Here is a 25,568-nt window from a genome sequence, read left to right on the forward strand (position 1 = left end):
AGTTTAGTGTGTGTATTACTCCACAATAGTTACCCAGCCATGCGTATCCGGTTCGTCACCGTACTGAATACCACGTAATTTATTATACAACTTTGTACAAATCGGCCCCGGTTTACCGTCTTTGGAGATTACATAAGACTTTCCGTTTTCCAAATCATCAATGCGCTGAATCGGGCTGATTACCGCTGCTGTTCCGCATGCACCTGCCTCTTCGAATGTTTCCAGTTCTTCTTCCGGCACCGGACGACGTTCTACCTTGATACCCATATCTTCTGCCAACTGCATCAAGCTCTTGTTGGTGATAGACGGTAAGATAGAAGATGATTTCGGAGTAATATATGTATTATCCTTAATACCGAAGAAGTTGGCAGCACCACATTCATCGATATATTTCTTTTCTTTAGCGTCGAGATAGAACTCGCAGGAATAGCCCAAGTCATGTGCTTTCTTGTTGGCACGGAGGCTGGCTGCATAGTTACCGCCAACTTTATAGATACCTGTCCCGTGAGGAGCGGCACGGTCAAATTCGCGGATGATAACGTACGGATTAGTAGAGAAACCACCTTTGAAGTACGGGCCTACCGGAGTCACGAATACTACAAACATATATTCATCTGCCGGATGTACACCTACCTGCGCACTTGTACCAATCAACAAAGGACGAATGTAGAGAGAAGCACCCGTCTCATAAGGCGGAATGAAACGTTCGTTCAGTTTCACGACTTTCAAGATAGCTTCCTTAAAACGTTCGATAGGAAGTTCAGCCATCAGGATTCCCTGACAAGTAGATTGCAGGCGGGCCGCATTTTCTTCCAAACGGAAGATACGCACTTTACCGTCTTTTCCACGGAATGCTTTCAATCCTTCGAATGCTTCCTGTCCATAGTGCAAACACGTAGCTGCCATATGCAGATTCAGATGCTCGTCACTACTAACTTCCAGTTCTCCCCATGCTCCATTGCGGAAATTGATTCGCACATTGTAGTCTGTCTTCATGTATCCAAATGACAGATTCGCCCAGTCTATTTGTTCCATATCGTAATGTATTAGTTTATTTTTTCTTAAGCTTTGATTCGCAAAAATAACTTTTATTCTTCAGACTGCCGCTTTTCTTTCAATAATTTTTCGACTTCTTTATCGGCTTTCGTCAGTTTTTCGGTACAGAAGGCAATTATTTCATTGGCTTCTTTGATTTTCTCACTCAAAACGTCGATATCCAATTCATTATTGTCTATCTGGCGGACAATCTTTTCAAGACGTTCCATCGCCTGAAGATATGTTTCTTTTTTTGCTGCCACGATGATTGATTATTAATGGTTAATGATGAATGTTTCTTTTATAATTCCGTTTCTTTTATAATTTCTATTCCGATGCTTATTATTCCACCACCGAACGGGCTTCTCCTTTCGAAAACCGGGTGACTAACCTGTCTCCCTGCTTCAGTGAAGAAGCATCTGTCACAGCTTTTCCATCCTTTAGTGTAATACTGTATCCCCGGCTCAATAATTTATCGGGTGAAGCATCCGCAATACGCTGTTGCAGGAGCTCCAGCCGATGTCGTTGGCGCGCTAACAACGACATCGTCACTTGTGACAAGTCTTTCTTGGCTGCCAGTAATGCAAAACGGGCATCAGTAAGTTTCCGGTGAACAAGATTCGGAATACGGGTCTGAAGATTCTCCAGTCTTCGCCATTCCTGTTCAAGAATCGCATAGGCTCCTTGTTGGACACGGACAGATAGTTCCTCTAAATGGTCGGCTACTTCCGTGATCCGATGAATCAGAAGTTCGGCAGCAGCCGTAGGGGTTTTCACACGTGTATGCGCTACTGAGTCAAGAACTGTATCGTCCCGTTCATGTCCGATTCCGGTAATGATAGGCAGCGGAAATTGTGCACACGCAGCCGCCAACAGATAGGTATCAAAACCGGATAAATCGGAAGTCGCTCCACCACCACGGATGATAACGACTACATCAAATTCGTTTACACGGGCATTGATACGGTCTAAGGCTGCCAATACCGACTCTTCGACCTGATTTCCCTGCATCAATGCGGGGAAAAGCTCCGTATAGAAGAAGAATCCGCCGGGATTATGTTGCAACTGATGGCAGAAATCGCCGTATCCGGCTGCGGTAGCGGAAGATATGACAGCAATACGCTGCGGAAGAACCGGCATTTCCAGTTCTTTATTCAGCGTGAGTACTCCTTCTTCTTCCAACTGCAATAATATTTCCCGACGACGGCGCGCCATATCTCCTAAAGTATATGTAGGGTCGATATCAAGCACAGTCAGACTGTAACCGTAAAGTTCATGGAACTGAACCGTCACCTTCACCAATACTTTGATGCCGGACATAAACATCTGTCCGGTAGTTTCCTCGAAATAGGTTTTCAACAAGCGATAAATATTGTTCCATATCATACCGCGCGCTTTCGCAACAAGACTATTACTACGAGGATCTTTCTGCACAAACTCCAAATAGCAGTGTCCGGTCGTATTGGAACGGACGTCACTCAGTTCTGCCTGTATCCAATATTCATCAGGCAGGCATTGTTCCAGGCTACGGCGGACAAGCGAATTCAGTTCTAAAAGGGAAAGAGAGGAATCCATAACGGTTAGTGATTAATGATTAGTGTTAACGTACCAGCAACCAGTGGTTAATCACTAATCACTTTCCCGTTAACCGTTAAATACGCTTTCCACAAGTCAGGAATACCATATCCATATATATTATCCGGGAAATCCGCCCTGTCACCCGAGCGACGAACCAGTTCGACAATCTCTTTCGCCGTCAGTTTCGGACAAGCCTGCCATAAACAAGCTACCATTCCGCACATGATTGGAGAAGAAAAAGAAGTACCGTTGGCATGGCGAAGATTGCCGTTTGTCCCCATTACATCCGAACCGTACCCAACTGCTACTACATCCGGTTTCACCCGTCCGTCCGACGTGTTGCCAACTGAAGAAAATGGAGCCAGTTCTCCTCTTTTATTAATAGCCCCTACAGTAATTACATTCTCCGCATCTCCCGGCGGAGTAATCTTCTTCCAAGAGCCGGCACCGGAATTTCCGGCACTGCAAACAACCACCATCCCTTTATCAGCAGCCTTTGCAGCTTCACGGGACATCAACGCATAATGCCCGTTCAGGTCACGGTAGCGATAGTTCTTCGTTGGATCGTCAAATGAATAATAGCCGAGGGAAGTATTTACCAAATCCACTCCCACGCTATCGGCAAACTCGATTGCCGCCGCCCAATAATCCTGTTCCACCAGATTCTCCGAATATTCGTCCTCACTGCGCAACAACCAATAGGAAGCTTCGGGAGCCGTACCAATCATCACATTTGGCTGATTCATCGCCATGCAGGAGAGAACGGACATGCCATGACTGCTTTCTGCATAGATATCTGCTTCGGGATTTACAAAGTCGCGCGCCCCCAGTATATTGATATTCTTCATTGCTTCAATCTTATCCACATTATGAAATCCAGCGTCAATAACAGCAATTGTCATCCCTTGTCCCTTAAAACCTGCATCATGGAGAAGATTCGCCCGACTCATCCTTATTTGTGTAATAGCAGGGCCATAAAGACTATCGGTACGTAACGGATTATTTATCAACGAATCCCTTTTGGTAGATTTCTCCATTTTACCCTTCCAAACCCTTTCGGTAGAAAGTACAAAAGGCAATTTGCTTATTTCATCTACCAGCATACTATCATTACAGGAGACAGTGACAAAGTTATCCCATTTTCCGGTAACAAGTACGTGAACGCCTTTCTTCCGTATCGCATCTATGTATTTTCCGCATACCGGCAAGTCGGTGGAATCTATCGCCAATCCCTGTCTTTTTCTCCGTTCAATAGATTTCACGGACAAGTATTTTTCCGGCTTCTGCAGAGAGTATTCCGTAGCCGCCTTGTCTTTCAGACTAATACGGTATTTCAAAGTATCACCCGGCGTGAATTGAGCCGACATGCTGATGGCTACGGCTGTAAAAAGAATCAATGTAATTAGTTTCTTCATATTATGATTGCTTTATTTTATTTCATTAAGTAGATAACGTTGCTGCGGATGGTTAGGATTGTCAGGGTATTTCAACCTTAAAATACCAGCTTTCAACAAAGGAGTGATATAATTAAGCCTGACATATCGTAAACTCAACAATCCCCATGCTTCCATTATTTCCCTGGAGCTACATTCTTGTTTCTCAGAGAATAGATATATAAAGGAATTGACATATTCTTTTGAATTCAAAATTTCCATTATAACTGGTGCAGTAACTGGTACACTTACTGGTACACTTACTTGGGGGGTAACCTCCCCAAACACCTTTCTCTTCATAACAACCCAAAGTCCTCCCATCGAAAATTCAAAAGTCGGCAGTTCCATTCCGGCATCCGCAAACCCCTTCATTATCTTGGAGATACCTCTCCCCCAGGCCTCAATGAACCCGGCTTTGAAGAATATATCCGCAATATTCTTATTATATGGTTTCGAGGCATGCTTCCCAAGAAACATTTCCATAGTATTCACATCCGCCACAATGCCCAAGAAGTTGACTATCTTGTTCGGTATATCCTCCATCAGTTTCTTTGCGTCTTCTACGCCGACCACCTGACCGTTATCATCTATCCCGATATAAATCTTTCCTCCCGTAGCATTGGCAAAGCCGCATATCCATTTCAGATATTCATCACGCCAACTTTGTTTATATTCTATATTCTGGTCTTCATTCATCTTGATTCGTCCCCGTTCTCTATAATCACCAGTCCTATTCCTCGCTGCGAAGCAATAAAAGCTCCTCCCAATACACGTTTTCCGTCATAGAATACAGCCGATTGTCCGGGAGCAACAGCCGAAGCAGTCTCAAGAAAACGCACCAGCAGACGACCATCTTCCAATCGCTTCACCCGGCAAGGTAACGGACGGCTTCGATAACGAATCCTCACAGCCAGATTCTCACACTGGAACAACTCTTGTTCATCAACAATCTTATCCTGCTCCACCAGCATATAGTCGGTTTTCAACTGCTCGGCATCACCAAGCATCACCGTATTTTTCTGCGGATTGATTTTCAACACATAAGCCGGTTTACCTAAGGCAATCTCCAATCCTTTCCGCTGACCGATAGTATAATAAGGTGCACCCTTATGTTGTCCCAGTTTCACACCTTCGGAATTGACAAACCATCCCGGCCCTATCTCGGTGTCCAGTTCCGGACATTGTTCACGGAGAAAGTCACGATAATCGCCTTTTATAAAGCAGACTTCCATACTTTCCCCCTCTTTCGACTTGGCTTCATAGCCCTTCTCCGCAAGATATTCCCGAACTTTCACCTTTGTATAATCCCCTAAAGGAAAAATACAACGCCTTAGTATATCCTGTCCCAATCTCCAAAGGAAATAAGACTGGTCTTTCTTATCATCGTCTCCGGCTACTATATAAATATGTCCGTTCCGTTCTTCCAGTCGCGAATAATGTCCGGTAGCGATCCAGGCACAGCCCAACTTATCCGCCCATTCCGTCAGAACACGAAACTTGAACAAAGGGTTGCACATCACACATGGATTCGGCGTACGTCCCTGCTTATATTCGTCTATGAAGTTTTTTACGACAGTCTCTTTAAAAGGAATACGTTCATCCGCCACATAATGTTCGATTCCCATCCGTGCAGCCAATTCCCTGGCATCTTGCGGCTCGTCGCCCCATACACGCATGGTCACTCCTACTATTTCGTATCCTTGTTCCTGTAGCATCAGACAAGTGGCGGTACTGTCAATACCACCGCTCATTCCGACTAATACTCGCTTATTTCGTTCTTTCATCCGAATTTTATAAATTACGTGGACACAAATGTACGAGATTCTATTCAGATAGCCATAGAGAGAAGATGTAATTTCATATCCTATATCTTTTTCTATTGAATTTCCTTGTCACTTCTTTGCTATCCCCAATAATTCACCTATCTTTGCCTTTTACAAAGCCGAAGAGAAATACGGCATATTGAAACGTTTTTTGCGCTAAGAAAAGTACCAAATTTCATTTAAACAAAAAACAAGACTTCAATAAATCTGTTTCATGCGTGCGACGTAGGGTCGGGCGTGTGAACATATTTATTAAGTCTTGGGTATTGGTACTACCTCTTAGCGGATAAATATGAACTCAGCGCCCGGCTTCTTTTATATACAGGGTATACATCAGAATACGGACAGGGATTAATATTCATAGAAAACAAAACATGAAACATATTATTAACTTAATTCCCTATTTACCTATGGCAAACTGGCTAACAATCAAACAACTGTCCGCAAAACGAGGTCTTACAGAATCAACTTTACGCAATTGGACAAACTTAGGCTACATCACTTCTGCAACTATTGATGGCATTATCATGTTAGATGATGACAGTCTAACCTCTTATCTGAATGTTCACCAAACAAAAGGACTAAACAAAGAATCCTTGGAAAAATTAATCAAAGAAAAAGAATCGGAATATGAAATAGTTCTTTCTCAACTTGACGATGAACTTTTCCTGTTAAAAACTCAAAAGCTCCACCAACCACTCTTTCATATTATCATCAAGGAACTCGGTCAGCTGATTACCGACACCAGTCAGCGGGAGATATTTCTTAGTATCTCTTGTGGGGAACCAATCTCACGAGTAGCAGTAAGACATAATATGACATATCAAGACACAATCAACACTTATAGTGAACTCCTCATAAATCTAAGCAAGAATACCGAACGGATAGCCACTTTCCGCGACCGGGCAATGACATCCCTTTTCGGCAAATACAATACGGATGATCCCACAAATATTCCATTAAGGCGGATGATCAGTGACCGTGCTTGCAATGCATTGTTCAAACTGAATATACATACCGTACATCAGCTTCTGCAATACACCGCCCAAAACGGATGGCCTCGCCTGAAACGTCTTGAAGGATTAGGGGAGATAACTTACAATGAAATAATCAATGCATTATACAATGCCAACTTTATCGTCTTCCACGAAAACAAAAGCATCGGATTATCACCTGAAATATCCGCCTTGATATTGTAACCAAGCTTATAAAATATAACATAGCGAAAAAACATCTATCATGCTATCATTCATTTCTGTATTCTATTAATTATCAAAAGAATAAGCATGATAGATAATTTTCCAAAAAGGTATCTATCATACTTACACCACCAAAAACAGGCTATCTATCATTAATAAAACAGTCGGATAAAGGCTGAACAAACGTAAGACAGCTCGTTTTTGTTACAATAAACCCGCATAAATCCAACCATCATGGCTTAATAATACAACTTTAATGGCGATAAGTTTATAGCCCACATATGTGTGATATACAGCCCCCATACGTGGGCTGTACGGTTTACACATGCGGGCTGTACAGCCTGCATGTGTGAGCTATAAAAAGACTACCGTTCCAAATGGATTATTAAGCTGCTAAATACAGGTTATCATCCTATAAAAGGGGTATCCTTATGCCTTTAAATGGATGGTTTCACCTAATGCTACCCTAAAACAGGTGCAATATAAGTATGATAGATACCCTATTTTTACGATAAAAGTATGATAGATACCTTTTTAGAAAAACATCTATCATACTTATTACTCTGACAATTAACAAAATACAGAAATGAATGATGGCATGATAGATATTTTCTTCACTATGTAGTTGAATCCTGAGTTCAATTTATAAATGCGACAATTGAGTGAGAATATAGAGGAACTTGGAGAAGAAGGTCATAACCGATAAGTGTTTTTAGCAAACAAAATGTTGCTTTTCCAAATAAAATTCCCTATATTTGAAATATAACAAAAGCGAGAACAATTATGGCTAACCCTAGATTACCGGGCATTTCCGAAAACGAGCAAGCCTTATTGTATGCCAAACTGAATGAATACAACCGAGGCAGAGCCTCTTTCAAAGAGGCGGGTGTTTACTTGGTGGTGATGCCCCGACCGGGGAAACCAAACTATTCCCTTTGGCTCTATTCTCCCCTGCCCGAGAAACAATCAATTCTTTACATACATGACCTGTCACCGGATATTAATGAATCTCTACGGATGGCAAGCACGATGTTTTATTACTCAAGACGTTGCCTTATTCTTGTGGATTATAATGAAAAAAGAATGCAGAGCAATGGCGACGACCTTATCTTCTTCGGAAAATATCGCGGACACTTCCTGCATGAAATACTGAAGATAGACCCTGCTTATTTAAGCTGGATAGCCTATAAGTTTACTCCGAAAATCCCGAAACAGGAACGCTTCGTCAAGATAGCACAGGCTTACCATTCCATACATCTGGACATTATGCAGAGAAAGTCCAGAGAGAAGCGATCGTCAAGCCGGTATTTGGGAGAGTTGGGAGAGAAACTTACAGACTTGAAACTGAAAGTGACCCGTGTACGGCTGGAAGACGATCCGTACAAAACAAGAGTGAATGGTACTACTCCACAGTTTTTTGTCAAGCAGATGCTCACGCTGACGGATGCCAGCGGAAACCTGGTCGTCATGAGTATTCCTTCAAAAAATCCCAGTGCGGTATCATGTACTTTATCCGGGATAGAGCATGAATACCGACTGGGAGAGATTATCTACGTCGCATCGGCGAAAGTATCACGCCAGTACGAAAGCTACGGTTCAAAATATACGCGCCTTAGCCATGTGAAGTTTGCAAGTCTCAACGTTTAGTCCAATCGTCCTTGACAAAGCTTGCCGGATAAGAGACTTTATCCACAATACCGTCTTTCTGACGAATCCAGGAAGTGAACGTGCGTGCGCCTTCATCCAATATGATGATACGGGCACCGTTCGGCAAATGGTTGTACACTGTATTCCCACCGGTGTAACGCCCGTAAGCCAAAAGGATATTTTTCCACATGACCGCATAGTCATTGTCATGGTCGTGACCGACAAATACACCCATCACGTCTCCCGCTTCTTTCATGGCAGCAAACATTCCTGTATTTATTCTAGGTGCACAGGCTTCTTCCATACGTGTTCCACGAAAAGCTGCGTTTTCATCGCGAATGGCTTCGTGATATTCGGGCAAAGGAATATGGAAAAATGCAAGGGCAGGTAACGGTTGTCCGCCATTCTGTTCTTTATAAGCGGCGCTTTGCTGACGATACCAGTTTATTTGGTCGAACGTAAGCCAATTATATCCCTTCACATCTTTCAAAGGTGAATAAGAGTGAGAGTCCATGCAATAAAGCAAAGCTGCATCCTTTTTAGAATCAGAAGACGATTTCACGGTCAATACATAGTCCGGTGACAAAGCAGTTCCCCGGTCAGGCAGCAGATTACCCGGAACGGTACGGATGATGTCATACAACTGTGAGCGTGTCAGTCCTTGTTCATCATCATGGTTGCCAAAAGTCACAACAAAAGGAAGCTTGCGCCTGGATACCTGTTCCAAGACTTTCAGCATACCGGAATCCGCAGGTGCTGCATAAACAACATCTCCGGTAAAAACAACCAAATCCGGCCGTTCGGCATCAAGTACTTGATTGATACGTTCCAATGCTACGTCAGAAGCCGGATTACCATACTTGAAGTGTACATCGGTAAATTGCACAATCTTGAATTTACCATCTTTACTGAATTTCAGTTCTCTTTTTTGAGCTATACAAAAAGTAGTTGCCAACAGTAAGATTAGTGTTAAGTGAAATCTCAAAAGTCGAATCATAATTATTTATATTAGGGGGTTAATTATTCTTCTCAATCAGTACTGTGGCATAGGCTGAAATACCTTCTTCGCGACCCGTAAACCCGAGTTTCTCGGTAGTAGTCGCTTTAATGGAGATATCATCCACATCAATTCCCATAACTGTCGCCATTGTCTCCTGCATCAAAGGGATATGAGCTTTGAGTTTCGGACGCTCGGCGCAGATGGTGGCGTCAATATTGCCGACCTTATATCCTTTAGAAGCAATCAATTCCACTGTCTTTTTCAGCAGAATCTTGCTGTCTATATTTTTATATTCTCCCGCTGTATCCGGGAAGTGATAGCCAATATCGCGCATATTTGCCGCCCCCAACAAGGCGTCACAAACGGCGTGCAATAATACATCAGCGTCCGAATGTCCCAGCAATCCTTTCGAATGTTCCAAAAGGATACCGCCGAGCCACAGTTCGCGCCCTTCGACCAACTGATGTACGTCGAAGCCAAAACCTACTCTTATCTTCATAATTTGTTTAATAAATGAGTACTAGTAATCGTGATAATGGTTAATGATAAATGTTCGAAGGGCAATCAACGGATATAAAAATCCAGCAGCTTCTCCCCTTCCAGATAGCCTTGCAAGTGTTGTCCTATACTGACAGGCCCTACACCGACAGGAGTGCCTGTAAACAACAAATCACCGATTTTCAAGGTAACAAACTGACTGACATACGCTATGATATCGTCTACTTTGAAAAGCATATCTGCCGTACATCCATTCTGCACTTCTTTACCGTCAATCAGCAGGTTAAAGTTCAGATTCTGAATATCCTTATATCGGTCTATGGAGACAAATTCTCCGATAGCGGCAGATGAATCGAAACCTTTACACAACTCCCAAGGATTTCCCTGTTCACGAAACTTCCGTTGAAGGTCACGGGCTGTAAAGTCAATGCCTACCGTCACTGCGTCATAATACCGGTTCGCAAAACGGGGAGCAATATTCTTCCCCAACCGGTTGATCCGGACTACCAGTTCCGTTTCGTAATGTATCTCGTTAGAAAAGTCGGGAATGAAAAACGGCTTGCCATCTTTAAGAATAGCAGAGTCCGGCTTCATAAAAATGACCGGTTCCGTATTTACTTGTGTATGCCCCAGTTCTTTGTTGTGCTGGGCGTAGTTCATTCCTACTGCAATAATCTTCATTATTTCTCGTTAAAATTCAATCGGTTAAACATAACAGCCAAGTGAGCGTACAGAGAAGTGTTTTGCACAACAATATTCTCCGGTACGCGAATACGGAAAGGAGTAAAGTTCCATACTGCTTTTATCCCGCCGTCTACCATTTTATTTGTAATTTCCTGGGCAATATTAATAGGCACTGTCAGAACACCGATATTCACATCGTATTCTTTCATCTTCGCTTCAAAATCGTCGGAATGGAAAATTGGGATTCCGTCCAAGTCCTTCCCCACCAATTCCGGGTTGACATCAAAAGCCGCTACAATCTCCAATCCGAAATGCTGCAAACCGGAATCACGAAGCAAGGCTCCACCCAAGCTACCTACACCAAACAAAAAGGCTTTGTGCATATTGGTAAATCCAAGAAAGCTTTCCAACACCTCTATCAACGCGTCGATGTTGTAACCGACTCTCGTACGTCCCGAAATATTAACATACGACAAATCCTTGGCGATTTGGGAAGCGTCAATATTTATTTCCTTAGAGATTTGTGTAGAAGAGACATATTGCTCTCCTTTTTCTTTCATTAGTTTTATATTAGACAGATACCAGGGAAGTCTGCGCAAGGTAGGCTCCGGCACTTTATCCGCCTCTTTTCGTATATAAGTGCTCATACTTCTTACAAAATTTGGTATTTTGCAAAAGTACATTATTTTTTGAGACTGACAACCGTATAATGGAAAACCTTAATAGAGATTAAACAAAACAATGAAAAGTGGTACAAATTTTGCTCTTTTCCATAAGTTTGATACTTTTGAGAAGAAATGAGAAGAAATAAAAATGACGAATATGAAAAAGAATGATTGGAAAGACAGACTGAACGTAGTGTATTCAACGAATCCTGACTTCGGTTATGAGACGGATGACGACGAAGAACAGACCACCCTTGATAAAGCCAAACAAAACCTGCGGGTTTCCATCGACAAAAAGAACCGTGGCGGAAAAGTGGTAACATTAATTACCGGATTCATCGGTACGGATAATGACCTGAAAGAACTCGGCAAGCTGCTGAAAAGCAAATGCGGAGTGGGCGGTTCGGCTAAAGATGGTGAAATCATCATACAGGGAGATTTCAAGACTAAGATTATGGAATTGCTTGTCAAGGAAGGATATACGAAGACGAAAGGTATAGGCGGTTGAACATAAAAAACGGTCACTACGAGAATATTCGTGTGACCGTTTTCTTTATGATATATTTCAGAAGAATATTATTCAGCTTTCAAAGTGAAACGCTTGAAGTCAACAATCTTCAATTCAGGGTCAGCAGCAGCCAACACTTCTCTTACAGTCTTCTTACCGTCCATGATATCTTCCTGGTTCAGCAAGCAAACTTCTTTCAAGAACTTGCCCAGACGACCTTTAGCAATGTTCTGAATCATTTGTTCAGGCAAGTGAGCAGCCTTTTCAGCAGAAACGGTAGCAATGATTTCTTTTGCTTTCGCTACATCTTCAGCAGTAATCCAGCCTTTAGCCATGTTGCTTTCCATGTGTTCTTCGCTGTCCACATGAGCCGGGTTGATGTTAGCTTTCTTCAGGGCAGCTTCTACAGCTTTCTGTACCTGTTCAGCTTTTGTCTTCTCGATAGCAACTTCGATTTCTTTCTGTTTTACTTCTTCAGAAACGCCGTCTTCATCAATAGCAATCGGGTTCATGGCAGCAATCTGCATAGCTACTTGCTTAGCCAGTTGCTCGTTCACTTCCTTATTGAAAGCAACGATAGTGCAAAGGCCGTTTCTGTTCATGTGGTTGTAAACAGCAGTGCATGCACCTTCTACAGTCATGTAACCGTCAAGTTCCATCTTTTCACCAGTGATACCGCTACGGTCAGTCACAGCATCCTGTACTGTACCATTACCCATCGGCAATGCTTTTACTTCGTCCAAAGTAGCGCATTTGTTAGCCACGGCAAGGTCAAGAATATCCTGAGTCAGTTTCACGAAATCAGCATTCTGAGCAACGAAGTCAGTTTCGCATTTCAAAGCAACGATAACAGCACGGTCACCGGTAGTTTTAGCCAAAACGCAACCTTCAGAAGCCTCACGTTCCGAACGCTTAGCAGCAACAGCTTGTCCTTTCTTACGGATAATCTCCATTGCCTTGTCGAAATCGCCTTCTGCTTCAGTCAACGCGTTTTTGCAATCCATCATACCAGCTCCGGTCATTTTGCGCAGCTTGGTAATATCAGCCATACTTACAGCCATAATAATTTCCTTTTATTTTAATGAATAATAATTTTCGAAACAAAAAAATGTGCCAATCTGCCAATCAAGATGCAAGCGTATAACAATACCCTTGCACATTAGCAAATTGGCACATTTTTATATATTAAGCCTCTTCGTCTTCCTTGATGAAAGCAGCAGCTTTAGCTGCGTTGATAGCTTCTTCGTCAGACTTATCGAGTCTAGCTTTTACTGATTTCTTCTTGCCTTTGTTAGCAGGAGCTTCACCAGCAGCTTCCATATCGATCTTTTCAGCTTTTCTTTCTTCCAAGCCTTCGATCATAGCAGCGCAACAAGCATCCAGGATCACTTCTACTGATTTAGTAGCGTCATCGTTAGCAGGAATTACGAAATCTACGTTTGAAGGATCAGAGTTAGTATCAACGATACCGAATACAGGGATACCCAAACGGTTAGCTTCGCGAACAGCGATATTTTCTTTCATTACGTCGATAACGAACAATGCAGACGGCAGACGAGTCAGGTCAGCGATAGAACCCAAAGTCTTGTCCAATTTTGCACGTTGACGTGAAATCTGAAGAACTTCTCTTTTAGAAAGGTTAGAATAAGTACCATCGCTAGTCAGTTTATCGATAGTAGCCATCTTCTTCACAGCCTTACGGATAGTCGGGAAGTTGGTCAACATACCACCCGGCCAGCGTTCGATTACATAAGGCATATTAACAGATTGAGCTTTCTCAGCTACAACTTGTTTAGCTTGTTTTTTAGTAGCAACAAAAAGAACTTTCTTGCCTGATTTGGCAATCTGTTTCAAAGCTTCAGCAGCTTCGTCTACTTTTGCAACAGTTTTGTGGAGGTCAATGATGTGAATACCATTGCGTTCCATGAAAATATAAGGAGCCATTGCAGGGTTCCACTTTCTCTTAAGGTGTCCGAAGTGGCATCCGGCTTCCAATAATGTATCAAAATTTGTTCTTGACATCTTGTTTTTCTTTAAATCGTTTACTTTCTTTTTTGTTTTTTCTAAACCAACCGCCGGGTAGTCTATGAGCAGAGTCCCAGTAGTTTAGATACTAAACATATTCCTCGATCAGGCAACCCATTAACGCTTGCTGAACTGGAATCTTCTACGAGCTTTCGGCTGTCCCGGTTTCTTACGTTCAACAGAACGAGGGTCACGAGTCATGAAGCCTTCTGCACGAAGAGCAGCTTTATCTTCAGCGTTCATCTTAACCAGTGCACGAGCAATTGCCAAACGCAAAGCTTGAGACTGACCTGTGAAACCACCACCACACAAGTTTACCTTGATGTCATACTTCTCAGCAACATCCAGCTTGTTCAATGGTTGTTTTACAACATACTGAAGAATAGTTGATGGAAAGTACTCTGCAAGGTCTCTCTTGTTAATAGTAATCTTTCCTGTACCTTCGCTTACGAAAATGCGTGCGATTGCACGTTTACGTCTGCCTAATGCATTTACTACTTCCATTATATCTTATTTATATGAATTAATATCAATCATTTTCGGGTTTTGCGCAGCCTGTTTGTGTTCGCTACCGGCGTAAACATACAAGTTGTTCAGCAATTTAGCTCCCAGAATGTTCTTGGGAAGCATGCCCTTCACTACTTTTTTCAGTAATCTCTCTTCACCGTTCGGTTTTGCAATCAAACGGGCAGGAGTCATTTCTCTCTGACCACCAGGGTAGCCTGTATATGACAAATACACTCTGTCATTCCACTTGTTACCAGTCAGTTTTACTTTGTCTGCATTGATGATGATAACGTTATCACCGCAGTCTACGTGAGGAGTAAAGTTCGGTTTGTACTTTCCTCTCAACAATTTTGCAACTTTTGCTCCCAGACGACCCAGTGTTTGGTCTGTAGCGTCAACAATAACCCATTCTTTGGTTACAGTTGCTTTGTTGGCAGAAATGGTCTTGTAACTTAAAGTATCCACTCTAATTTTGTTTTTTAAATGTTACTACTAAAAATTTTCTTCACCACTCATTAGTCTTCCCCGGACAAAGGAGTACTAACTTGCTATGAATTAATCTCTTATCATTTTGTGATAATAATCGGCTTGCAAAAGTACGGCTTTTCTTTGAATTGGCAAACTATTTTTGTATATTTTTCCGGTAGATACCTCTATCTAGGGGCTCACTAGTAGCCGTTATTATTCATTCCATTGAGTTTCGGATTACTTTGCATTTCCTTCAAAGGGATGGGAAAGAGTTCATGTTTGCCTTCCGTGAAATTACGGTAAGCGGGATAAGGCTTGTTCTCTTTCTGATTCACGGAACTGGCTTCACCAAATAGTTTCAGAGCTTTGCCCAACACGCCCCAACGGAGCAGGTCGTACTTGCGTTGCCCCTCAAAAGCCAACTCAAGACCACGTTCCCAATAGAGAACCGTGCGGAATTTTCCTTCGGGAGTCGAGTCGTCAATAAAAGTCAGGTTATGCGTTTTTTTCCGTGCGCTCATCATCTCTTCATAATTCTCTTCTGTTATAGAGGTGGCTTCGGCACGCGTACGGACGCTATTCAGCAGTCTCCATGCTTTCTCACGGTCGGTTCCTGTCTCATTGTACGCTTCGGCGGCCATCAATACGACATCGGCATAGCGTAAAGGACAATAATTCACATCGGCATAATTGATATTCTTGTTCCATGAGTCTTTCGGCATCCATTCCCTGCGCCATTTTCCGACATACCAGCTTCCGGCACTTCTTTCTTCCTTTACATGCTCTTTTTTAGTAGCGTTCCAAGTGTAGCGATAAGTACAAACCGCCACGTCACGACGCTTATCCTTCTCCTCGAAGAAGCTGCGCCATTCGGGAACTACAATAAAGAAACCATTGGCACGTCCCATGTAATTATTAGCTTCAGACGGAGCTATTCCGGTAGGTTCCGCCACCTGCGGGCCGTTATAAATCCCCCAAGCTCCACCGTTGCGGCGTCCCTGCGAATGATAGAAAGCAATTTCCCAAAGACTTTCTTTTGTATTCAACACGCCTTGCGAGAAACTTTTGAAAAGCGCTTCATAGCCGCCGTCATAAAAGTCATGGTATCCTTTATCCTCAAAGGCTTCCCATTCTTTTATCACCGCATCGAAGTATTCTTTGCGCTTGCTGTCGTCCGGACGTTCCAACTGCCCGTTGGCATGAAGGCTGTATCCGGCGCGTTGCAGATATACACGCATCAGCAATGCGCGGGCTGCTCCCTGCGTCACCCGTTCGGGAGTGGAAGAAGCTGTCGCCCAGTCGAGGTTATTCTTAGCGAAAGTCAGGTCGGTTATTATTTCATCGTAAATCGTCTCGCGGTCTACCCGTTCGCCGAAGGCGGATTCATAAGATGAGGAATAAGAGGTTTTGAAAGGGACATCCCCCCAACCTTTCACCAGGTCGAACGCAAGAAAGGCACGCAGGAAACGCGCTTCGGCTTCCAATGCTTTCAAACGGGTGTTTTCACCGTATCCCGCCATGCCGCTGATACCGTCAATAGTCAGGTTGGCACGGTCGATTCCCTCATATTTCAGTTTCCACAGACTTTCAATCCATGTATTCGTGGAGTTGAGCTGATAGTGCGCGATGTCGTGAACCTGATTGTCGGATTGTGTACGGGCGGTATAGTAAGTATCATCCGATGCCGGAGCAGCCATTTCGTACCAACCGTAATGATTGAAATCCGACAAGGAACTGTATATCCCCATGACAGCCATTTCCGCTTTTTCTTCCGAATCGAAGTAGCGGTCGCGGTCATATTTTGAATTGGGTTCTTCCGTCAGCAAGTCCTCGCAAGAGGTAAGTCCTGTAAGCAACAAGGCGAATGTTATATATAATAGGTGTATCTTTTTCATGATGCTATATATTTAATGAATTAGAAAGCTACGTTAAGACCGAAAATAAAGGAACGGCTGAGCGGATATGCCCCGAAATCGACACCCGGTGTCAAGCCGCTTTTCATGGTGGATACTTCCGGGTCGAACCCGGTATATTTTGTCCATGTCAGCAGATTGTTGCCAGTAGCATACAGACGCAGGTTCTTCAATCCGACTCTCGCAATCAGATGTTTCGGGAATGTATATCCCAAGGTCACATTGCTTAGTTTCAGATAGGAAGCGTCCTCTACCGCCCAAGAGTGGATATAATTGTCACCTTGCTGTGCATCATGGTAGGCGGCCACCGTTTTACCGGCATTCAAGGCTGCCAGTTCCGCGGGGTCGGTCACAGTCTGTCCGGCGGAGTTGATTGTCATCCAACGGTTGGAGCTGTTCATCACGTCCAATGCATTATAGTTCTGGCTGCCCATTTTACTGGTGGTCAGTTTGGTAGCGTTCAGCACTTCGTTGCCATAGCTGAAAGTAAGGAATATGCTCAAATCAAAACCTTTGTAGGTGAAAGAGTTGTTCAGACCGCCATAGAATTTCGGTTGGGCGTTGCCGATGACCGTTTTATCATTTTCGTCGATGATATTATCGTCGCCGGTCAGATTCTTGAACTTCCACATTCCCGGACGAATCCTGCCTTTATCACCATGATAAGGCACACCGTCTTTCAGCGTGTAAGTTTGGGTGGAAGCGTCATAGTTGAAATCATCCACCTGATACAAACCGTCGGTGATGTAACCGTAGAATTGTCCCAACGGTTCTCCGACAGCAATACGGTGCGTGTTCTGATTAAAGCCGAACTTGGCTTCATAAAGTTGTACCGCTTCACCGGTCAGCGCCCTCACGGAATTTTTGTTGTGCGACAATGTCAACGTAGTATTCCAACTGAATTTCTTTGTAGAGAAATTCACTGTATTCACAGTCAGTTCCACACCCACGTTCTTCGTTTCACCCGCGTTAATCAACATGGTCTGATAGCCCGAAGAATAAGGTAATTGGGCATTCAGCAGCAGATTACTGCTTCTGTTAATATAAAATTCGGGCGAAACGGTGATACGCTGGTTCAGGAAACCCAAGTCCACTCCCATATTAAATGTCTTGTTCGCCTCCCATTTCAGGTCGGGATTCGGAATCTGTTTGGAAGCGTAACCGGAAGTGAGATTATCCCCCGTGGCGGTGACAATAGAAGACATCAGGGCAAGACTGTTATAACTACCTATACGGTTGTTACCGGCCAAACCGTATCCGATACGGAATTTCAGGCCGGAAAAGAGGTTCAGGCTCTTTATGAAATTTTCTTCGCTCACACGCCAGGCTGCCGATACGGCGGGGAAATACCCCCATTTGTTGTTCTTGCCGAATTTGGAAGAGCCGTCCGCGCGGAATGTGGCGGAGAACAGATATTTGTCGGTGAAGTCGTAGTTGAGACGGGCGAAGAAAGAAAGCAGGTTGTCGTCATAATTTTCATCGGACGAAGCAACGGACGGAGTACCAAGGCTCATATCTCCCAAAATAAATTCGTCAGTAGGCAATCCGCTGACACCGGATTCAAGCACACGTGTCCAACGTTTCACAAATTCCTGTCCCAGTTGCACGACTACCTTATGCTTCTTCTGAAAACGTTTGTCGTAAGTCAGTACGTTAGAGGTCTGGAAACTTCCGGTTTCCGTATTTCTGATAGAGCCGTAGATACCGTTGCGCCTTCCCATGATAGACTGGTCGCCATAGAAAAGCTCCCGGCGGTAAAGTTGATAACGCATACCCGTATTATTACGGAAGGTCAGTCCTTTCATAATCTTGAAAGTCAGTCCGCCGTTGGCTTGCAACGTACGTGTTTCTTTATTGTCTTTTTCTTCGGCAGCGGCTATCAACGGATTCTGCATCACGTTGCCTTCCGAATCACTCAATACAGGGTCTTCACCCGCCAACAACTCGGCGTCACTTCCACGGATACCGATTGTAGGGCGGTATTGCAGAATCTGCACTATCTTGTTGAACTTCGCGTCCACATTGCTACCGCCTTCGTTCGTACCGTTTCCGGCAACACCCGCGCCATACACTTTCAGATAATCGAAGTTGATACGTCCTGTGACGGAAAGGCGCTTGTTCACTTCGCTCTTTACACTAAGCGAGATATTGTGTTTGTCGCTTCCGCTATATACCATAGCTCCTTCGTCTTTGAAGTAGCCGTAAGACATATTATAATTCAGTTTGTCATTGCCACCATTCACGCCTACGCGGTAGTTCTGCGTGACGGTAGTACGTCCCATAGTGCGGTCGAGCCAGTCGATACCTTCACGGTTGCCGTAATTCTCATGTAAATCGACAAAGCCGCCGTAACGGTTCTGCCATGCCCGCATACTCTCTCCGGGGTCTGTGGCGTCGCCTAATGTCCTTTCATAATCCGCCAGTACGAATTCTTCCACACTCAGCACATTCAGGCGTTTGGCTAGTGTACGTACACCTACATAAGAGTCGAAAGTCAAAGTAGCCTTTCCTTCGCTTTTCGCACCGCTTTTGGTAGTGATTACCACTACCCCGTTCGCTCCACGGGCACCGTAGATAGCGGTAGCCGAAGCGTCTTTCAACACATCAATGCTTTCAATATCGGCAGGGTCGAGACTGGACATCCCGTCTTCCGTCGGGAATCCGTCGATAATGTAAAGCGGTTCGTTGCTCTGCGTAATGGATATACCGCCACGCACACGTACTGACATGGCAGCACCGGGTTGTCCGTCCGTCTGTATAATCTGCACACCCGCCATACGTCCCGCAAGAGCTTGGGTGACGTCGGACGAAGGAACTTTGAGCAAATCATCACTTCTGACGGAAGCGACAGAACCGGTCAGGTCTTTACGCTTCACCGTGGCATAGCCGATAGCCACCACTTCGTCCAGCAGTACGGATGCCGCTTTCATAGTCACGTCAATCTGCTTCCTTCCTTTCACAGGAACTTCCATATTTTCCAGACCGATAAAGGAAAAGACCAGTACATCTTTGGACGGGTCGCTGACGGTAATGGTATATTTACCGTTAATGTCGGTGATAGTACCTGTGTTCGCTTTGCCTTTCACAGTTACATTTCCCCCAATCACTTCCAGTCCTTCGTTGTCCACCACCTTTCCGGTGACGGTCAGACTTTGGGCGTGAATGCCGGATATACCGACAAACAGAAATAAAATACTAATAATCTTACTTTTCATGATATTCTATTCGTTATTTATATTCACTTATATTTCAATTGTTTTGTTACCGGCTGATTGCACGGGTAGACACCGGTGTCCGGTCGGTCATTTCCGCCACTTGCCAAGTCCCGTCCATCGCGTCATAAAGCAATGAAGAGCCGGCGGATTGACGGGGATAAGACGCACCGTTCAATACGGGATTATCCGTTCCATAACTGAATACGACCGGTTCCGTGCGATGGGTCACCGTAAGTTTCGGAGTTCTGGAAGCATCGAGAACAGCCTCAACCGTCCAGTCTCCCACACTGAATGTATCACCGTCACGGCGGACGGCAGAAACGGATTCTTGCGTATCACCTACCTGAATGACAGCCAGAAAACGGGTAGCGGAACTGCCATCCACCCGCGCAGTCAGATGCCACTGGTTGGAATATTCCGCTCCGGTGACAGCGGGCGGTACAACGAACTTATCCGTCTGTGACAGAGCAAAGACGTGCCCTGCGAACAGTCGGGTCACAGCCACAAAATCTTTGGTGTTATTATTCGTAGCCAACATGTTTTTCGTTGCGTCGATTCCGAACTTCGTAGGACTATGCAACAGCCATTCCCAACGGACAGCTTCCGAAGCTTCCAACTCGTCATATATCAGCACCGTAGCAGGATGAAGCATCAGTATGTGGCGGCGATATTTAGTCAATGGTGTAGCACCGAAACCATTTTCGGGCGTTTGCGTGATACCTGCCTGTTTGAAATAATCTATCCACATCGGGTCATTACTGATACCCTTGTAAGCATGCGAAGCATCGCCCAGACAGTAACTGATATGTTGTCCGCTCATGGCACGCATCACGCTGCCATAGCCTTCGGTGGAATAAGGCTGCCCGATGCCGTTCACCAACAATGTATTGTGCGCACGGGTATGGCGATAAGACATCAGGTTATGCGCGTCACTGAAATTCTGATAATAGCCCGTGCTACGATAGACATCAACACCTTTATATAATAAGTTAAAAGCATTCTGACTGGCGGTAGTGTGGCTGCCCGAACCGAATGTACTGGAACGGAACGAGAGTGCAAGGTCTTTTTCCCTATCATCCGGGCAACTGTGCATAGCTACTTCCCCCGCGTCTTTATACCACACCATTTTAGCCGCATCCGAAGGGAAAGACGTATCGTAATTCCGGTCGGTGCACATACGGTACAAGCGTAATTCATAGTCCTTACGCACTAACTCACTACATTCTCCGGCATACCAACCGGCATAAGAATCACCCGTTTCGCACGCCAGGAAATCGGCAAAAGCGGCAATCAGGCGATTGGGCTCGGTTCCTTTTTCGCTGTTGTCACCAAAGCCGTTGGTTTTCGAGTTCGGCGGACAGGTATAGACCATTGAACGTCCCGCGTTCCGATACCACGGATGCTGCAAAAAGTCCTGACGGGCAATATAGGAGAACAAAGCCGGCATATATGCCAAAGTCAAGATATTGGCACTAAAGTATCCCGTACCGTTATGCCAAATGCCGTCACGATTGAAACCCGAAGCAGGTGCACGGGCTGTCCACAGTTCATAATAATATTCCATCATCGGCAGTACTTCGGAAGAACAGGTTGGTTTGTCATAGAGCGACAAAGCCACTTGGAAGAGGATTCGCATATTCTGCTGCCAAAAATGATTGTCAAAGAGGTGGTTTTCCTGATAACCACAATTTACCTTATAATAATAGCGGGCTACACGCATCATCTGTTCTTCGGCAGCGGTGCGGTCGGAAGCAGACAGGTTGTCATAAAGCAAGTCATAAACTGCGACGAGACACCATGCGATGTTAGTAGCGGTAAAGTTGGACGCAAAAAGCTGTTTGTCAGTAGGTGGAGCAGTGACCAAGGCTTCGAGAAGCTGACGCAACTTTTCCGCATAAATTTCTTTTTGAGTCAGGTGATAAGCCTGATAGAGATAGGTGGCGTGTTGCCGGAGTTCTTCGGCACGGCTGTATATATCAGCCATTGTCGTATAGTCGGTGTTCAAAGCCTGAGAAGCACGGCTTTGCAGTTCTTTGTATTCCTGATGTGAAGTTACACGGCTACGGGCTTCTTCGATACGGTCGTCAAGGAAACAGTAAAGACGGGGATGCAGACGGGGAGCGTTTTCCAAGAATGCTTTAAAAGCAGGTGTTACAAATTCCGGTGCATCGTTTTTCACTTCAAATTGATAAGTTGTACTCCATTCACCGGGCATATTTCCATTGGCATTCGTAGAACGGAAGCGCCAGAACCATGTGCCGGTATCCAGTCGGCGATGGAGATTATACATACACCATTCCTGCGGTTCGGTAACCACTGTTTCGGGGCTGCTGAAATCTTCGGTGCGTGAGAGGGAGAATTGCAGTCTTTCGCCTGTTTTCATTGCTTGGGGAACAATAAGAGGAGCAGGATTCAGATATAGTTCATTATCTGCTTTAGGATAGGGTTGTGTCCGTATCTTATCCTGATAAGCATCGGGAACTCCGGCGGGTGTTTCGGGCAGCGTTACGTCCGGTTCGGGCAGCGGGTCGGATGAACAACCGATGAACAACTGTACAACGAACAAAAGGTAAACCGATAGGCGAAATTTGGTGTGCATATTATCTTCGTTTCTAGGTATAAGATTAGGGGCTATTTTCAAAAGTTTCAATGAAGAAGAGAGTAAGAAAGTGGAATGGGGGTATCCCACTTTCTTAAATCTCCTATTGAATAAGGTCGAGTGTTCAAAGATTATTTGAAGATGGTAATCATCGGGCGGCAAAGAGCTTGCTGATTGGGAGATGTACTAACGTTAATACCCGCTGCCTGTGCATCAGTCACAGCACTATTGGCAACATTGATACGCACACCCGAAATATTCTTTTTATCATTTATAGTACTTGAAGCATAATTTACTGTATTAATAGGATTCCTATCAAACATCTTACCGTTAACAAATTCAAATTCAGGCAAGTTTCTAAATTCATCACTACCTGTAGCCGGAGTTTCTCCCATTTTAAACAATGTATTCATAAATGCACTCAGTTGTACTAATGTAGGAATATACCATGTACTTAGATTTTCACTACCAAGAGTATGCTCTGTCACCCATTTATCATAGGCTGTCTTAAATGCAACTTCTCCGATACTTGTTAACAATGTCTCCGTAGTCTGTGTTCCATTAGTCATACTTGCTGCTGTTTCAACTAGAGTTGTCAATGTGCCGTCAGGATTAAGAGACTGGCGACCAGTCGCTACATTCTCAATCGCTACCGCATATCCGGCAATTTCTTTCCCTTGAAGTTCCACAGGATAATTAGCCGGAACATCACTACCGATAGCTTCCATCGCAAAAACGATACCGACAGCATCTGCCGCGTCACGTACCACTTTACCTTCCGCATTGATATAACTGCCAACTTTCATTTCCAAAGCCTCGTAATCAGGGTCTACTTCTACATCAACCTCAAAGTTACCATCACCAATCTCAAACTTCGCCATAATCTGCATATTAACATCCAAAGGCAATGCGTCAGCACGTATTGTTATCGTTCTTTCATATCCGCCAGTCAATGCCATACTAACCTCTCCCCCGAATTTCGTCACGTCCGCAGGAGCAAAGAAGAAGTTAGAGAACCAAGCCCCATCTGCCGGATTGAAACTAGCATTCGTATAAGTCACAGGAGCAGTGGCAGTACATTTTCCTTCCAAAATATCATATCCGCTCAAAGCATCGTATTTCACTTCCAAATTGGTAGCACCTACTGCCTGTGCCGGATTCTTCGGCTGTACGCTAATATTAGCAAACGGACGTTGCAATGTCACACTGGCATTGCCGATAGTTTCCAACTTTCCGCAGAAAGCGTCACAAGCTGCCATCAACGCGGCATCAGTCATATCGAATGACGCTTTGTTATATCCTACAGCGCTCAAATCAGAAGTATTATATACTTTATTGGCAACATCCGCTGTCGGCACATATTCAGCCCAGAATAGTGCTTTAGCCGCATCTTTCTGCTCATCCACTGAAATAGTGAAAGACACCTTGCCGTCCGCAACCGGTTTAATATCCTGCGCGCCTACCGTATTGCCATCCGTATCCAATAGTTGCATGATACACTGCATAGTATAGCCATCAGGTACAGTGACACCCGCACGGCTAAGGGGATTATTTACAGGAGCCTGTACAGAGATAGTAACAGGCGCTTTAACTCCATTTCCATTGTCCGAAACAATTTCTTCCTGTCCGCAGGATGCAAAAAGCACCGCACACAAAGTCATCAGCGAATAAAATAAGTTCTTTTTCATGATTGTAATTTTTATGGTTAAGCAATTCTTTATGTAATTCATTCTGTTTTATAATTCTCCAAGGTCTACTTCCAAGTCACCATCGTAACCAGGGTCGATACCTATTCCGCCATTCACGTCGGAAGTCAGGAAGTTGCCGCGTACGGTCGTATTCTTGCCTCTTTCACAAGGAATACGCAATACGGTACGTGCCAGTACTTCATTCTTCTCGTTCAGTATCTCCAGTTCCACGGGGATGGAAGCGGTTTCTCCGGCACTGACCAGTACATAGTCAAATCCCAGTTTCAGTTCTTCCGTACCATCCGCGGGACGTTCAAAATCCACTTTGTATTCCATATACATCAGCGAGTTCTTGGGCACGTCATCCATCAGATTATAACCTGTAGGCAGATAATCGCTGTACTTCACACGGGCGGTAAAGCTCTCGCCTTTCAGTCCTCCTGTGGCGAGCTTGTTAAGAAACGCCTTCACATCCTTGGCTATCAGTTCATAACGTGCTACAGGACGGTATAATGCAACATCAAGTCCGGTTTCAGCTCCCCACTGGTTGCGGTAAGAAGTAAGGTCTGCCGATGTGGAAGCGGCAAATACATCTTTGTAGCGGCTGTTCCCTATATATTTTCCCGCAGGAAGAATAAAAGCCAGATTCTCCGCGTCATACACAAGTCCCTGTTCAGGTGTTTCCGAGTTCACGTAGTCAGCCCATACCAGAATGCGGTAATTGCGGGCATGCAACTTCATGCTGACGGGCAAAGTGGAACGATTGAAATCTTCCTCATACACCGTCTGCCGGGCAACTACTTGTCTATCCAAGTAAGCCTCAACGATAAAACGTCGCAGATATTTAGTTTCCGCCGCACGGCTGACCGTCACCGGCGCACGTTCCGCCAAACTAAGGTTCATTGTCAGATTGAGGTTCAGCGTCACTGCTGTCGGGTCTACTCCCCATTCGCCGTCAGGGGTCATTTCCGGTTCTTCATGCAGGCTGCATCCATTCGCCAGAAGAACGGTGAACAACAGGAAAGCGCAATGTGCCAGTATATATAAACTTTTTCTCATATTGTTATCATATTATTTATATGT

Annotated in this window: 22 protein-coding genes and 1 pseudogene; 3 read left to right on the forward strand and 20 right to left on the reverse strand. The window is 44.4% G+C overall.

Annotated elements, in window-relative coordinates; translation table 11 throughout:
* Positions 1-15: 15 nt before the first annotated feature.
* The 7 genes and pseudogenes from AB5443_RS18315 to mnmA all read right to left on the reverse strand — a co-directional run bounded on the left by AB5443_RS18315 (position 16) and on the right by mnmA (position 5,830).
* A complete protein-coding gene (locus AB5443_RS18315; RefSeq protein WP_368114307.1) occupies positions 16-1,047 on the reverse strand; it encodes a branched-chain amino acid aminotransferase in 1,032 nt (343 codons plus the stop codon).
* Between the two features lie 41 nt (positions 1,048-1,088).
* Positions 1,089-1,298, reverse strand: a complete 210-nt coding sequence (xseB, locus tag AB5443_RS18320; RefSeq protein ID WP_022136502.1) for an exodeoxyribonuclease VII small subunit — start codon at positions 1,296-1,298, stop codon at positions 1,089-1,091.
* Positions 1,299-1,377: 79 nt separating this feature from the next.
* On the reverse strand, positions 1,378-2,610 hold the full coding sequence (gene xseA / locus AB5443_RS18325) for an exodeoxyribonuclease VII large subunit (RefSeq protein WP_368114302.1): 1,233 nt from the start codon (positions 2,608-2,610) through the stop codon (positions 1,378-1,380).
* A gap of 47 nt (positions 2,611-2,657) precedes the next feature.
* The gene (locus AB5443_RS18330) at positions 2,658-4,028 is read right to left on the reverse strand and encodes a S8 family serine peptidase (protein WP_277135037.1); all 1,371 of its coding nucleotides are present in this window, start codon (positions 4,026-4,028) and stop codon (positions 2,658-2,660) included.
* Between the two features lie 12 nt (positions 4,029-4,040).
* On the reverse strand, positions 4,041-4,367 hold the full coding sequence (locus tag AB5443_RS18335) for a Fic family protein (RefSeq protein ID WP_349815081.1): 327 nt from the start codon (positions 4,365-4,367) through the stop codon (positions 4,041-4,043).
* Positions 4,359-4,742, reverse strand: a pseudogene (locus AB5443_RS18340) (RNA-binding domain-containing protein); the annotation flags it as partial. The pseudogene AB5443_RS18340 and the gene AB5443_RS18335, both read right to left, overlap by 9 nt.
* Positions 4,739-5,830: a tRNA 2-thiouridine(34) synthase MnmA gene (mnmA, locus tag AB5443_RS18345; RefSeq protein ID WP_022136506.1), complete on the reverse strand. Its 1,092-nt coding sequence runs from the start codon at positions 5,828-5,830 to the stop codon at positions 4,739-4,741. The gene mnmA and the pseudogene AB5443_RS18340, both read right to left, overlap by 4 nt.
* A gap of 413 nt (positions 5,831-6,243) precedes the next feature.
* Here mnmA and AB5443_RS18350 point away from each other — a divergent pair, with 413 nt between their 5' ends.
* On the forward strand, positions 6,244-7,068 hold the full coding sequence (locus AB5443_RS18350; RefSeq protein ID WP_229127441.1) for a DNA-directed RNA polymerase subunit alpha C-terminal domain-containing protein: 825 nt from the start codon (positions 6,244-6,246) through the stop codon (positions 7,066-7,068).
* A 783-nt stretch (positions 7,069-7,851) separates the two neighbouring features.
* Entirely contained in the window at positions 7,852-8,715 is an 864-nt protein-coding gene (locus AB5443_RS18355; RefSeq protein ID WP_368114301.1) for a hypothetical protein, read from the forward strand.
* On the opposite strand, the gene AB5443_RS18360 is transcribed toward AB5443_RS18355, so the two are convergent.
* The 4 genes from AB5443_RS18360 to AB5443_RS18375 all read right to left on the reverse strand — a co-directional run bounded on the left by AB5443_RS18360 (position 8,705) and on the right by AB5443_RS18375 (position 11,544).
* Entirely contained in the window at positions 8,705-9,712 is a 1,008-nt protein-coding gene (locus AB5443_RS18360; protein ID WP_195405720.1) for a metallophosphoesterase family protein, read from the reverse strand. The genes AB5443_RS18355 and AB5443_RS18360 overlap by 11 nt on opposite strands.
* 19 nt (positions 9,713-9,731) lie before the next feature.
* Entirely contained in the window at positions 9,732-10,214 is a 483-nt protein-coding gene (ispF, locus tag AB5443_RS18365; RefSeq protein ID WP_024987607.1) for a 2-C-methyl-D-erythritol 2,4-cyclodiphosphate synthase, read from the reverse strand.
* 65 nt (positions 10,215-10,279) lie between these two features.
* The gene (locus tag AB5443_RS18370; RefSeq protein ID WP_044654853.1) at positions 10,280-10,894 is read right to left on the reverse strand and encodes a fumarylacetoacetate hydrolase family protein; all 615 of its coding nucleotides are present in this window, start codon (positions 10,892-10,894) and stop codon (positions 10,280-10,282) included.
* Positions 10,894-11,544, reverse strand: coding sequence for a redox-sensing transcriptional repressor Rex (locus AB5443_RS18375; RefSeq protein WP_022136512.1), 651 nt, complete (start codon positions 11,542-11,544; stop codon positions 10,894-10,896). The genes AB5443_RS18370 and AB5443_RS18375 overlap by 1 nt, the downstream gene beginning before the upstream one ends.
* A 175-nt stretch (positions 11,545-11,719) precedes the next feature.
* On the opposite strand from AB5443_RS18375, the gene AB5443_RS18380 reads away from it, so the two are divergent.
* A complete protein-coding gene (locus AB5443_RS18380) occupies positions 11,720-12,070 on the forward strand; it encodes a translation initiation factor (RefSeq protein WP_022136513.1) in 351 nt (116 codons plus the stop codon).
* A 68-nt stretch (positions 12,071-12,138) separates the two neighbouring features.
* On the opposite strand, the gene tsf is transcribed toward AB5443_RS18380, so the two are convergent.
* The 9 genes from tsf to AB5443_RS18425 all read right to left on the reverse strand — a co-directional run bounded on the left by tsf (position 12,139) and on the right by AB5443_RS18425 (position 25,544).
* Complete coding sequence (tsf, locus tag AB5443_RS18385; RefSeq protein WP_073347543.1) at positions 12,139-13,131, reverse strand: translation elongation factor Ts; 993 nt, start codon at positions 13,129-13,131, stop codon at positions 12,139-12,141.
* Positions 13,132-13,255: 124 nt separating this feature from the next.
* Complete coding sequence (gene rpsB / locus AB5443_RS18390; RefSeq protein ID WP_044656424.1) at positions 13,256-14,092, reverse strand: 30S ribosomal protein S2; 837 nt, start codon at positions 14,090-14,092, stop codon at positions 13,256-13,258.
* Between the two features lie 120 nt (positions 14,093-14,212).
* Positions 14,213-14,599 (reverse strand): 30S ribosomal protein S9, encoded by a 387-nt coding sequence (gene rpsI, locus AB5443_RS18395; protein WP_044656423.1) that lies wholly within the window; start codon positions 14,597-14,599, stop codon positions 14,213-14,215.
* A 6-nt stretch (positions 14,600-14,605) separates the two neighbouring features.
* Positions 14,606-15,067: a 50S ribosomal protein L13 gene (gene rplM / locus AB5443_RS18400; protein WP_004314716.1), complete on the reverse strand. Its 462-nt coding sequence runs from the start codon at positions 15,065-15,067 to the stop codon at positions 14,606-14,608.
* Between the two features lie 203 nt (positions 15,068-15,270).
* The gene (locus AB5443_RS18405) at positions 15,271-16,965 is read right to left on the reverse strand and encodes a RagB/SusD family nutrient uptake outer membrane protein (protein WP_368114300.1); all 1,695 of its coding nucleotides are present in this window, start codon (positions 16,963-16,965) and stop codon (positions 15,271-15,273) included.
* Positions 16,966-16,985: 20 nt separating this feature from the next.
* The gene (locus tag AB5443_RS18410) at positions 16,986-20,198 is read right to left on the reverse strand and encodes a SusC/RagA family TonB-linked outer membrane protein (protein WP_368114299.1); all 3,213 of its coding nucleotides are present in this window, start codon (positions 20,196-20,198) and stop codon (positions 16,986-16,988) included.
* Positions 20,199-20,244: 46 nt separating this feature from the next.
* Positions 20,245-22,797, reverse strand: coding sequence for a DUF4962 domain-containing protein (locus AB5443_RS18415; RefSeq protein ID WP_277135029.1), 2,553 nt, complete (start codon positions 22,795-22,797; stop codon positions 20,245-20,247).
* Between the two features lie 131 nt (positions 22,798-22,928).
* Positions 22,929-24,485 carry a hypothetical protein gene (locus tag AB5443_RS18420; protein WP_368114296.1) on the reverse strand — a complete coding sequence of 519 codons (1,557 nt, stop codon included), beginning with the start codon at positions 24,483-24,485 and terminating at the stop codon, positions 22,929-22,931.
* A 48-nt stretch (positions 24,486-24,533) separates the two neighbouring features.
* On the reverse strand, positions 24,534-25,544 hold the full coding sequence (locus tag AB5443_RS18425) for a DUF6562 domain-containing protein (RefSeq protein ID WP_044653927.1): 1,011 nt from the start codon (positions 25,542-25,544) through the stop codon (positions 24,534-24,536).
* Positions 25,545-25,568 lie beyond the last annotated feature (24 nt).

This window comes from Bacteroides sp. RTP21281st1_H5_RTP21281_210402 (assembly GCF_040918965.1).
Taxonomy (GTDB): Bacteria; Bacteroidota; Bacteroidia; order Bacteroidales; family Bacteroidaceae; genus Bacteroides; species Bacteroides congonensis.